Below are 12,072 nucleotides of genomic sequence, written 5' to 3' on the forward strand. Positions count from 1 at the left end.
CCGGCACGGTAGAGGATCTTTGTTAAGGCTGTGGATCTAGTGCGCGGGACAAGGAGCGGGCACCGCCTCTTCAGGCCGTCTGCGTCAGGCCGTCTGCGTCAGGCCGTCTGCGTCAGGCCGTACGTCGGGCCGTCTGCGTCGGGCCGTCTACTTCAGGCCGAACGCCCGCAGCACGGTCTGGTCGATCCCGTTGCCGTCGCGGTCGGCGGCCCGCACGCGCAGCGACACCGACTCGGCGCCCTTCGCGGGCTTGAACTTCGCCTTCCCGTTCTTGACCTTCACTTCCTTCCAGGACGTGCCGTCGTCATAGGAGACCCAGGCCTTCAGGCTGCTCGCCCGCACGCTTCCCAGCTGGTTCGCGACCGGCAGCCCGATCTCCAGCTCCCGGCCGCTCCTGGCCCGGTTGAGGAGGTCGAGGCCCTTCGGGGCGATGCCGACGGTGAGCAGCGGCAACGCCGTCTCGGCGTCGGTGTGCGCCGAGGCGAAGGTCCACTCGGTGTGCGTGCTCGTGGAGTACTCGGCCCAGGCCGCCCGGCGCTGTACGTCCAGGTCGAAGCGGTACGAGGCCTTCGTCGCCGGGACGTCGAAGACGCCGTACCCGCCGAACGTCGAGTCGCCGAGCAGCTGTCCGTCCGCGTAGAGCTTGCCCTTCGCTGTGCTGTCCGTGCCGTCGATGTACCCGTAGTGGCCCGGCGTGGAGTCGGTCAACTCCGCCACCGACATGGTGAGTTTGTCGCCGGTGCGTTCGGAGAGACCGTACTCCTCACTGGTTCCCGGGCGGATGACCTGACGCAGCCAGTTCTCACTGGGCGCCGTGCCCGCCTTGCTGAAGGTCTGCAGCGGGCTCCACTGGCCCCTGAACGTGTTCCAGTTCGGATAGACGACGTGCCAGGTACGGGTGTCGGGGTCGACGTAGTAGTACTCGTCGCGTTCCGTGCCCAGCTGCATGTACACGCTGCTCTCGACGCCGAAGAGCTGCCACGGGCGGAAGGTGTACAGGGTGTCCGCGCCGATCTCGCCGGCCGTGGCGCCGTAGTAACTGGCCTTCCGCTTCACCGTGTTGGACTTGTCCATGCTGTAGGTCTGGTTCGCGGAGATGGCGCCGCTCTGCGCGACGAGCACGTTGTAGACATAGGGGCTGACCGGTGTGCCGCTCAGCTTCAGCTTGACCTTCTTGCCGGTCTTCAGCAGGTCGGTGAGCTTGGCGCCCTCCTCGCCGGTGGCGATCATCAACGGGACCGTGGTCGCGCGGTCCACGGCCTCGATCCAGAAACCGGGCTTCTGGCGGTAGGCGATCAGGTAACCCGCGCCGGCCTTGGTCGCGTTGTCCAGAGCGCTCTGGGCCCGCTCCGTGGCGCCGAGCGAGACCACCGCCACCTTGCCCTTGACGTCGAGCCCCGCGAAGTCGGCCTCGGTACCGCCGCCCGCGTCCACCGCCTGGACCTTGTGGTCACCGCTGATCTTCAGAGGGAAGTCGTTGTAGGTCTGCGAGTAGTAGAGCGAGGACAGCTCGGTCTTCTCCGGGCTGGTGACGCTCGCCGTCAACTCCTTCTCGTACAGCCGGAACTTGGCGGAGAACTCCAGGGATCCCTCGGTGACCTGCGGGGTCGGCGCCACATAGACGTGGTCGGTCCAGAAGCCCTGGCTGTAGGTGAGCCCCCAGGCGTTGGCCGGTCCCTCGCGGTGCACATTGGTGCTGAAGCCCTTGAACTCGGAGTCCTGCTTCGTCTTCGGCTTGATCTCCACCGCCTTGCGGGCGTCGAGGACGACCTCGGTGTCCGCGTTCACCTTGATCTCGGGGTTGGCGACGACCGAGGTCCCGACGGTCACGCCGCCCCCGTCCCGGTCCGGGATCCAGGTCGCTATGTGGTAGGTGCCGGCCGGAACCTGCCAGGTCCAGCCGGTGCCGAGGAAGCCGTACTCGTCGGGGATCGCGCCGTTCAGCTCCATGAGGGTGTAGATCGACCCCCCGGTGGGCGCCTTGCCGTCGCGGCCGAGGAGCGAGACCTTGAGGTCGTAGGTCTTCGGGGCCTTCTCGAAGCCGACGGCCGTGGTGATCCGGATGCCGTCGGCGATCGCCGTGATGTGGCCCGTGTATCGGCCCTCCGCCTCCTGCGCGGGGTCGACGCCGACCGGGACCGACGCGGTGCCTCCTGCGGGCACGGTCAGCGTGCTGTCGCCCAAGGTGACATCGGCGAGGGAGGACGAGATCTTCAACTCCACCGCCTTGTCGGTGGTGTTGGTGTACGTGATGTCCTTGGTGGCGACGCCGGTGTCGCCGTTCTCGAACTTGCCGAAGCTCAGCGTCGGGGTCGCGAAGACGTTCTGCCCGACGGCCCGCACCGCGTCGACCCGGCCGTCGCCCTGCTCGAACACGGAGTCGTCGGCATGCGTCTTCGCCGTACTGGCCAGGGCTTCCTTGATCTGCTCGCCCGTCCAGTCCGGATGCGCCTGCACGACCAGCGCCGCCGCGCCCGCGACATGCGGGGTCGCCATCGACGTGCCGCTCGCCGTCGTGTAGTCGTCGTCGACCGGCGTACCCATGGCGGTGCCGGCGGCGCGGGCCGCCGTGATGTTCACGCCCGGCGCGGTGATCTCCGGCTTGACCGCGAAGTCGCCGAGGCGCGGGCCGCGGCTGGAGAACGACGCCAGCTGGTCCGACTTGTCGACCGCGCCCACGGTCAGCGCCGAGTCGGCGATGCCCGGGGTGCCCACGGTCTGCTCGCCCGGGCCCGCGTTGCCCGACGCGATCACGAAGAGGACGCCGGTGGACGCGGACAGCTCGTCGACGGTCTCACTGAGCACGTCGGACGGGCCGGACGCCGTACCGCCCAGCGACATGGAGACGATCTTCGCGCCGGAGTGCGCCGCCCACTCCATGCCGTCGAGGATCCAGGAGGTCTGGCCACGACCGTCGTCGCCCAGCACCTTGCCGACCAGCAGCTCCGCGCCCGGCGCCACACCCTTGCGTCGGCCGTCCGAGGCCGCGCCCGAGCCGACGATCGTGGACGCCACATGGGTGCCGTGGCCGAAGCCGTCCTGCACGGTCTCGTCCGGTACGAAGCTCTGCGACCCGGCGATCTTCCCGGCCAGGTCCGGGTGCCCGGCGTCCACGCCGGTGTCCAGGACCGCGACCTTCACGCCGCTGCCGTCGTAGCCCGCCTGCCACACCTCGGGCGCGCCGATCTGCGGCACGCTCACCTCGAGGGACGCCTTCACCTCGGCGTCCAGCCAGAGCTTGTCGATGCCGTCGCCGAGTCGCTTCGCGGCCTTCGCGGTGGGCTCGGTGCCGAGCGCCGGGGCGATGTCCGCCCAGAAGGCGGTGGACTTCTTCGCGCTCAGCGCGGCCCCGTCGATCCCGGGCAGCGCCAGCGTCCTGCGCGCCCCCTGGGGAATCTCGCCGCCCTTGCGGTAGGTCGCGATGACCGGGGTGGCGCCGGTCTTCGCGTCCGTGTACCCCTGCTTGACCAGCTGGGTGACGTTGAACAGGGCCGGGTCGAGGCGGCCGGCCTGGATCAGCGGGATGGCGTCCGACGGCAGGACGCTGACCTCGCCGTCCTTCTCACTGGACAGGAAGGTGGCGGCCTCACGGCCCTTGCCGCGCCGGACGTCGACGGCGGACCTGCCGTCCGGTCCGGCGGTGAGCGACACGGTGTCGCCGGTGATGAGGGTGACGGTCTGCGGCGTGGAGGCGGTGCTCGGGCCCGTGAGGGCAGTGGTGACCGGTGAACCGGGCGCGGGCGTGGGTGTGGTGACCGGGGAACCGGCGCTGGCGGGCGCGACCGCTCCCGCGAGCAGTCCGGCCGCTCCGGCCACGGCCCAGAGGGCGTGGAGTCTTCGCATGGGTGGACGTCCTCCCCTGAACGTGGAAACGCTTCCACCCGGCGAGTGGAAGCCGTGACCAGGGTGAACGCCGGGCCGACAGCGGCTCAAGGGATTCCCGTGGCCGGTGCGTGCCAACGCCCCCTTCGGTCAGGGCAGTTGGCGCACCCTGCGAACCCGGGAGAGGAATCCGCAGGCGGAAACCCGCCGATTCGCACGGCTGCGGCTCGGCCGGGACACAGGGTCCTCTCAGCCAACCGGGACAGGATCAGGACATGGCAGGCATCTCCGGGACCCGAAGCGCACGGGTTCGCGTCCTCATCGTCGACGACGAGCCCGCGCTCACCGAAGTGCTGTCCGTGGCCGTCACCGAGGCGGGCTGGCGGCCCTACCCGGCCGCCGACGGACAGAGCGCGCTGAAGATGGCCCGCGGCTGCGCCCCGCACGCCGTCGTCCTCGACGGCATGCTGCCCGACCTCGACGGCATCCAGGTACTGCGCCGACTGCGCTACGAGAACCCGAAACTGCCCGTCCTGATGCTCACCGCCCGAGACGCCCTGGAGTACCGCATCGACGGGCTGGAGAACGGCGCCGACGACTACGTCACGAAGCCGTTCTCCCTGGAGGAGGTCGTCCTGCGGCTGCGCGGACTGCTGCGCCGCGCCGGCGCCGAACGCACCCCCGCCGACGACTCCGTACGCGTCCTGGGCGACCTCGTGCTGGCCGGAGAGTCGCGGGAGGTGCACCGCGACGGCGACCGGATCGCCCTCACCGCCAAGGAGTTCGAGCTGCTCGGCCTGCTCATGGAGCATCCGCGCCAGGTGCTGAGCAAGGCGCAGATCCTCGACCGCGTCTGGAGCAGCGCCTTCGACGGCGGCGGAAACCTCGTCGAGGTGTACATCTCCGGCCTGCGCCGGAAGATCGACCGGGGCCGCTCGCCGATGATCCACACGGTACGCGGTCTCGGGTACGCCATCCGGCCCGCGGAGCACGGGAGATGAGGGCCCGCCTGCGCGGCGGCTCCCTGCGCACCCGACTCCTCCTGTTCATCACCGCCGTCCTCGTCGCCGTATGCGCCGCGATGGCCCTCACCACCGTCTTCGCCCAGCGCGCCTATCTGCTGGGCAACCTCGACGACCGCGTCACCAACGCCGCCGAGCGCAGCCTGGGCGGAGCCTCGCTCCACCCGGACCTGACAGCGGACCTGACCTTCCTCCACGAGAGCGGCCACCCCGCCGGGATGCTCGCCGCCCGCCTCGACGCCGACGGCACGGTCCTCGCCGCCGCGACGGTCGGCCAGGACGCCCCGCAGCAGAACCTGACGGCAGCCCAGACCGCCTCGCTGTCCGGCATCGCAGCCGACGGTTCCCTCCACACCAGGACGGTCCCCGGCCTGGGCGTCTACCGCGTCACCGCGCTCGACGACAACGGCGTCCGCGTCCTGACCGGCCTCCCCATGGACGACGTCCAGGACATGATCAGCGGCCTGGTCATGGTCGAGGCGGCCGTCGCGGCCGCGGGCCTGACGGCCGCAGGCTGCGTCTGCGCGGTGGTCATACGACGTCAGCTGCGCCCTCTCGGCCGGGTCGCCGCCACCGCCGTCGAGGTCTCGCACGCCCCGCTCGGCCACGGCGAGGTCGCCGGTCTCACCCGCGTCCCCGAACGCGACACCGACCCCGGCAGCGAGGCCGGGCAGGTCGGCGCGGCCCTCAACCGGATGATCGACCACGTCGAGTCCTCGCTCGCCGAACGCCAGCGCAGCGAGGAACGGGTGCGCAGGAGCGAGGAGCGGATGCGCCGCTTCCTGGCCGACGCCAGCCATGAACTGCGTACGCCCCTCGCCTCCATCGCCGGATACGCGGAACTGATGAACCGCGGCACCGACCGCATCGAACCGGGCCTGGCCTGGCGTCGGGTCACGGCGGAGTCGGCGCGGATGACGGGCCTGGTCGAGGATCTGCTGCTGCTCGCGCGGCTCGACGAGGGCAGGCCGTTGCACTCCGCCGAGGTGGACCTGGCCTCGCTGGTCGCCGAGGCGGTGTGGGACGCGCGGGCCGCGGGCAGCGGCCACGACTGGCAGCTGGAGCTGTGCCTGGACTCCCCGCCGCTGGTGCTCGGCGACCAGGCCCGTCTGCACCAGGTGGTGGCCAACCTGCTGGCCAACGCACGGGTGCACACCCCGGTGGGCACGCGGGTCGTGGCCGTGGTGGAGACCAGGGGCGGTGCGAACGGCATGGCGGACGGAACCTGCGTCATCCGGGTCCGCGACGACGGCCCCGGCATCCCGCCCGCCCTCCTCCCGACGGTCTTCGAACGCTTCACCCGGGCCGACGCCTCCCGCGCCCGCGCCACCACGGGCAGCGGCGCCGGCCTGGGCCTGGCCATCGCCTCGGCGATCACGACGGCGCACGGCGGCCGCATCGACGTACAGAGCGAACCGGGCCGTACCGAGTTCACCATCGAACTGCCGGCGGTGGCCGACAGCGCGGAGGCGGACTCGCTGACCTGGAGCCCGAGCGCGTCCGTCAGGTGAGCCGGCGGATGGGCGGATGGGCGGGACGGGTGAGCCGCGGGACGGGCGAACAGGGGAGCCCCGCGGCCGTCAACCCTCCAGCCAGTCCCCGGGCACGGCCTCCCGCACGGCGTCGAGGGCGGCCTCCGTACGCGCCCGGACGAAGACGAACCCGCCGTCCAGCTCCCGTATCAGCACATCGGGACCGGCGAACCAGCGCGACCCGCGCCCCACGTCCGGCAGCCGCCGCAGTCCGAGGACCTCCAGGTCGACGTCCTCGTCCAGCTCCACGTAGTCCGTGAAACCGTCCTGCCGGAACAGCGTCTCCGCCATGATCATCGCCACGCAGGCGACGGACAGACTCGGCTCCCAGGCCTCCCACCGCGCGCCCGGGGCGTCCGGCCGCGCCACGGTCCCGGGATCGTCCTGGCCCAGGTCGGCCAAGGGGACGCCCCAGTAGGCACACGACTGGTTCTCGACCTGGTACACGAGGACGCCGTCCTCCACGTACAGCGCCTCGGGGGCGAGCAACTCGTCCTGGTTGCACGTCAGATCCCCCCGCCGCCCGAACAGCCCGTACGCCTCCCGCAACGCAGCCGGCAACCGCACCCCCAACCGCCCCTCGACCTCCCCAAGGCGTACGTCGTCCCACCCGTCCCCCGGCTCCAACGGCCACCCCCAGTAAGCGGCGAAGCCCCGGACGAACTCCCAGGCCTCCGCGCGTCCGCGCAACGCCCTGGTCAGACCGCCGTCGAGGTCGAACTCCGCCGTCTTCACCTCTGCCCTCACCTCTGCCATGCCCGCAGCGTACGGGCGGGCACTGACAGCGCACTGTGTGGTCCGCACGCCCAACGGCAACGACTACGGCAAGGAACTCCTGCGCCCAAGGCCGCAGATCACCAAGGTCGCCGATCACCAGGGCCGCACCCCGCCGGGTGCGGCCCTCGCACGTCGGGTGCGGCCCGCGCGGGTCGGGCGTGCGTCAGTCGTTTACAAGTGCGCCGTACGGCGCTACCTTCCGCCACAGGTGAGGTGGGAGCGCTCCCACACCGACGGACCGGAACCCGCCGGCGACCGGGACCGCTCCCGCTTCACATCTACGCACCCGCACCCCCCGAACCCGCCCGGTCCGTACACGGAAGGACGGACTCATCCGCCATGCAATCTGACGTGATCATGTCATCCTCGGCGTCGAAGTCGAGGTCGAAGTTACGCCCCAGAGCCCTTCTCCTCGTCCTCGTCTCCCTCCTGGCCCTCGTCCCGGCCCTCGGTCTGATCGTCACGACCGGCGGCAAGGCCGAGGCCCACGGCACCCCCATGAAACCCGGCAGCCGCACGTTCCTGTGCTGGCAGGACGCGCTGACCGACACCGGTGAGATCAAGCCGGTCAACCCGGCCTGCAAGAACGCGCAACAGGTCAGCGGAACCACGCCGTTCTACAACTGGTTCTCGGTGCTGCGCTCCGACGGCGCCGGTCGCACCCGCGGCTTCGTCCCGGACGGCCAGCTGTGCAGCGGCGGCAACACCAACTTCACCGGCTTCAACGCCGCCCGGAGCGACTGGCCGGTGACCCACCTCACCTCGGGCGCGACCGTCGACTTCTCCTACAACGCCTGGGCCGCGCACCCGGGTTGGTTCTACGTCTACGTCACCAAGGACGGCTTCGACCCCACCAAGACGCTCACCTGGGCGGACATGGAGGACCAGCCCTTCCTCAGCGTCGACCACCCGCCGCTCAACGGCTCCCCGGGCACGGTCGAGGCCAACTACTCCTGGACCGGACAGCTCCCGGCGAACAAGTCGGGCCGCCACATCATCTACATGGTCTGGCAGCGCTCGGACAGCGCGGAGACCTTCTACTCCTGCTCCGACGTCGTCTTCGACGGCGGAAACGGCGAGGTGACCGGCATCCACGAACCGGGCAACCCGAACGAGCCCGTGCCGGGCGCCTGCACCGCCACGCGCCGGACCACCAACAGCTGGAGCGGCGGCTACCAGTCCGAGGTGACCGTCACCAACTCCGGTGACGTCCCCATGCTCGGCTGGATGGTCGACTGGACGCTGCCCAGCGGCCAGTCGGTGGTCAGCCTGTGGAACGGCAACGCCACCTACAACGGTCAGGCGGTGATGGTCCACAACGCCGACTGGAACGGCTCGTTGAGTCCGGGCCAGAGTGCGACCTTCGGATACGTCGTCTCCGGCTCGGGCGGTGACAGCGCCACGAGCCTTCCCTGCAGAGTGGGGTGAGCGCACTCCCGCTCTGGGCGGACCCGGTGGGCAGCGAGCCGTGCGCCCACCGGGTCCGCGAGCCGGACCGCCCCAACGGGGGAGTGGGGCGGTCCGGCGACCCCGGCCCGGACGGTGCACGGGCGCGGGGAGCGCGACTGAGGGCGATGCCGAGGCCGTCGTCGTCGTACGGAAGACAGTACGGAGACAACGTTGTCTGCTAGCCCGCGTCACGACTGTACCGCCTCAACGGACCATGGCGCCAAACGAGTTGGGAGGAAACTGACTCCTGACGGGGATCAAGGCCGGAATGCGCCGTCCCCCAACACCTCGCCCAGCCAGGCCAGTTGCCGCCGCACCTGCTCGGCCTCGCCCCCCTCGTGCCCGTTGAACGGGTAGGCGTGGATCTCCTTGCGCGGATCCGCCCCGCTCAGCTCCCCGTACCGGTTGAAGGCCGCGTAGGCGCCGCTCGGCGGGCAGATCGTGTCGCGCAGTCCGGTGCCGAAGTGGGCCGGGGCGTGGGCGCGGCGGGCGAAGGAGACGCCCTCCAGGTAGGAGAGGGTGCGGTAGGCAGCCGCCTCGGCGCCGCGGTGCACGGAGAGATAGGCGGCGATCTCGCCGTACGGGCCCGCGTCGGTGAGGTCCAGGGCGCGGCGGATGCCGCACAGCAGCGGGGCGGTGACCAGGACGGCGGCCAGGTCGGGGACCAGGCCCGCCACGGCCAGGGCCAGACCGCCGCCCTGGCTGTTGCCGACGGCTGCCGTGCGGGCGGCGTCCACACCGGGCAGCGCGCGCACCGCCGACACCGCGCGCACCGCGTCCGTGATCAGACGGCGGTGGTGATGGTCGTGGGGGGCGAGGAGACCGCGGACGGCCGGACCGGGACCGCCGGGGGCGGTGGCGTGCGGGTCGGGGGTGGCGCCGCCGTTGCCGTACTGGTCGCCCTGGCCGCGGTTGTCCATCAGCAGATGCGCGTAACCGGCGTTCACCCAGGTCAGCCGTTCGTGGGGGAGACCGCGACCGCGTCCGTAGCCCGCGTACTCGACGATGGCCGGAAGCGGCTTCCGCCCGTGTGCCGTGGAGTCGCCGTGGCTCGACCGGAGCCGGGAGTGGGGGAGGCTGAACCAGGCCCGCACCGGATCGCCGGCGAAGCCCCGGAAGGTCACGTCCCAGGTCTCCGTCAGGCGGAGACCGGTGTCGACCGGGCGTACCGACGCCAGCGGGTCCCGCTGCTCGGCCTCCTTCAGGGTGTCGCTCCAGAACGCGTCGAAGTCGGTGGGCTCGTCGAGGTCGGGACGGTGACGTTCCAGCTCCGGCAGGGGCAGGTCGAACGCGGGCACGGCGACACCTCGCAGGAATCGTGGGCGATCGATCGTTGCGTACGTCATCCAGAAATTTGCGGAGGGCGATAACCCTCAACTCTTCGGTTCTACCCCACCCGTGGCCGACTTCAACGCCGTGGCGCGTCCCGCCGGTCCGCCGTGCAACACCATTGACAGCGCTTTCCGTGTGCCCTTACGTTGCCGCAGAGTTACCGGTAAGGGCACGAAAGTTTCGAGCACGCGCTGCGATTCGAGCGTTTCGAGTGACGCCCCGGGAGGCCCGAGCATGAGCACCTCCACCACGTCGGCCCCACCTCCAGGAACCCAGGACCCGCCGCCCAAGACCCGGCACGGTCCGGTGCGCCCGAGCCCGCGCCGCGGCTGGCGGCGGGCGCTGCGCCGGGACTGGCAGCTGTACTCGCTGGCCGTGCTGCCGCTGCTGTTCTTCCTGGTCTTCCGCTATCTGCCGATGATCGGCAACGTGATCGCCTTCCGCCGGTTCGAGCCGGGCGGGTCGATCCTGGGCGAGCAGTGGGTGGGGCTCCGCTATGTGCGGATGTTCCTGACCGATCCCACCTTCTGGCAGGTCTTCCGCAACACCCTGTGGCTCGGCGGGCTGACGCTGGTCTTCTGTTTCCCGATCCCGATCGTGCTGGCGTTGCTGCTCAACGAGGTGCGCCGCACGGCGCTGAAACGGTTCGTGCAATCGGTTTCGTATCTGCCGCACTTCCTGTCGATCGTGATCGTCGCCGGCATCACGATGCAGATGCTCGCCACCGACGGCCCGGTCAACCGCATGCTGGACCGGTTCGGCCACGACCCGATCCGGTTCATCCAGGAGCCCGAGTGGTTCCGCACGATCTACGTCGGCTCGGAGATCTGGCAGACCGCCGGCTGGGGCACGATCCTCTACCTCGCCGCGCTCACCACGATCGACGAGGACCTCTACGAGGCCGCCCGGATCGACGGCGCCAACCGCTGGCGGCAGATCTGGCACGTCACCCTGCCCGGCATCCGCCCCACCATGATCACGTTGCTGATCCTGAACATCGGCACGTTCATGGCGGTCGGCTTCGAGAAGGTCCTGCTGCTGTACAACCCGCTGACCTACCCGACCGCCGACGTGGTCTCCACCTACCTCTACCGCGCAGGCGTCGAGTCCAACAGTTTCAGCTACGCCGCCGCGATCGGGCTGTTCGAAGCGGTCATCGGCCTGGTGCTGATCACCGGCGCGAACCAGTTGTCGCGCCGCACGGTGGGGACGAGCCTGTGGTGAGCCTCTCGACCGCGCGCTCCGGCCGTCCGCGTACCTCCGTCGACCAGCCCACGCGCGGCTACCGCGTCTTCCAGGGCGTCAACGGCGTGATCCTCACCCTGGTCGTGGCGGTGACCCTCTATCCCTTCCTCAACATCATCGCCCGGTCCTTCAGCGGGGAACGCCAGATCCGCGCCGGTGAGGTGACCCTGCTGCCCAAGGGGTTCAACCTCACCACCTACAAGATCGTCTTCCAGGACTCGATGTTCTGGCGCAACTACGGCAACACCGTCTTCTACACGGTCGTCTCCACCGTCGTCGCCATGGTGCTGACGACCTGTTACGCCTACGTGCTGTCGAAGCGGAACCTCAAGGGGCGGGGCGTCCTCGTCGGGGCCGCCGTGTTCACCATGTTCTTCACCGGCGGGCTGATCCCGAACTACGTCCTGGTGACCAGCCTCGGTCTGAAGAACTCCGTCTGGGCGATCGCCCTGCCCAACGCGATCAGCGTCTTCAACCTGCTGGTGATGAAGGCATTCTTCGAGAGCCTGCCGACCGAGCTGGAGGAGGCCGCGGAGATCGACGGGCTGAGCACGTACGGCATCCTGCTGCGGATCGTGCTGCCGCTGTCCAAGGCGGTCATCGCCACGATGGTGCTCTTCTACTCCGTGTCCTTCTGGAACTCCTGGTTCTCGGCGTACCTGTACATGGACCGCACCGAGCTGATGCCGGTGACCGTCTACCTGCGCAACCTCATCTCGGGCGCCACCACGGGCGGCAACGCGGGCGCCGGCGCCGAGCAGCTCAGCCAGGTCGGGGCGAACATCCAGGCGGTCACGATCGTGCTGACCGCGCTGCCGATCCTCTGCGTGTACCCGTTCGTCCAGCGCTACTTCGTCTCGGGCGTGATGCTCGGCGCGGTCAAGGGCTGAGAA

8 protein-coding genes are annotated in these 12,072 nt (G+C 70.2%); 5 read left to right on the forward strand and 3 right to left on the reverse strand.

Annotated elements, in window-relative coordinates; translation table 11 throughout:
* Nucleotides 1-147: 147 nt before the first annotated feature.
* On the reverse strand, nucleotides 148-3,843 hold the full coding sequence (locus OG562_RS32440) for a S8 family serine peptidase (RefSeq protein ID WP_266404325.1): 3,696 nt from the start codon (nucleotides 3,841-3,843) through the stop codon (nucleotides 148-150).
* Nucleotides 3,844-4,097: 254 nt separating this feature from the next.
* Here OG562_RS32440 and OG562_RS32445 point away from each other — a divergent pair, with 254 nt between their 5' ends.
* Both OG562_RS32445 and OG562_RS32450 read left to right on the forward strand, forming a co-directional pair.
* Nucleotides 4,098-4,823, forward strand: coding sequence for a response regulator transcription factor (locus tag OG562_RS32445; protein WP_266404326.1), 726 nt, complete (start codon nucleotides 4,098-4,100; stop codon nucleotides 4,821-4,823).
* Entirely contained in the window at nucleotides 4,820-6,355 is a 1,536-nt protein-coding gene (locus OG562_RS32450; RefSeq protein WP_266404328.1) for an ATP-binding protein, read from the forward strand. Before OG562_RS32445 ends, OG562_RS32450 begins: the two co-directional genes overlap by 4 nt.
* A gap of 69 nt (nucleotides 6,356-6,424) precedes the next feature.
* On the opposite strand, the gene OG562_RS32455 is transcribed toward OG562_RS32450, so the two are convergent.
* Nucleotides 6,425-7,132 carry an SMI1/KNR4 family protein gene (locus OG562_RS32455; protein WP_266404330.1) on the reverse strand — a complete coding sequence of 236 codons (708 nt, stop codon included), beginning with the start codon at nucleotides 7,130-7,132 and terminating at the stop codon, nucleotides 6,425-6,427.
* 360 nt (nucleotides 7,133-7,492) lie between these two features.
* Here OG562_RS32455 and OG562_RS32460 point away from each other — a divergent pair, with 360 nt between their 5' ends.
* A complete protein-coding gene (locus tag OG562_RS32460) occupies nucleotides 7,493-8,581 on the forward strand; it encodes a lytic polysaccharide monooxygenase (protein ID WP_266404331.1) in 1,089 nt (362 codons plus the stop codon).
* Between the two features lie 278 nt (nucleotides 8,582-8,859).
* Here OG562_RS32460 and OG562_RS32465 read toward each other — a convergent pair whose 3' ends face one another.
* Nucleotides 8,860-9,900 (reverse strand): acetylxylan esterase, encoded by a 1,041-nt coding sequence (locus OG562_RS32465; protein ID WP_266404333.1) that lies wholly within the window; start codon nucleotides 9,898-9,900, stop codon nucleotides 8,860-8,862.
* 268 nt (nucleotides 9,901-10,168) lie between these two features.
* On the opposite strand from OG562_RS32465, the gene OG562_RS32470 reads away from it, so the two are divergent.
* Together OG562_RS32470 and OG562_RS32475 are read left to right on the forward strand one after the other, a co-directional pair.
* Entirely contained in the window at nucleotides 10,169-11,158 is a 990-nt protein-coding gene (locus OG562_RS32470) for a sugar ABC transporter permease (RefSeq protein WP_266404335.1), read from the forward strand.
* Nucleotides 11,155-12,069, forward strand: coding sequence for a carbohydrate ABC transporter permease (locus OG562_RS32475; RefSeq protein ID WP_266404337.1), 915 nt, complete (start codon nucleotides 11,155-11,157; stop codon nucleotides 12,067-12,069). The genes OG562_RS32470 and OG562_RS32475 overlap by 4 nt, the downstream gene beginning before the upstream one ends.
* Nucleotides 12,070-12,072: the final 3 nt, after the last annotated feature.

Origin of the sequence: Streptomyces sp. NBC_01275, assembly GCF_026340655.1 — a bacterium.
In the GTDB taxonomy this organism is placed as follows: Bacteria; Actinomycetota; Actinomycetes; order Streptomycetales; family Streptomycetaceae; genus Streptomyces.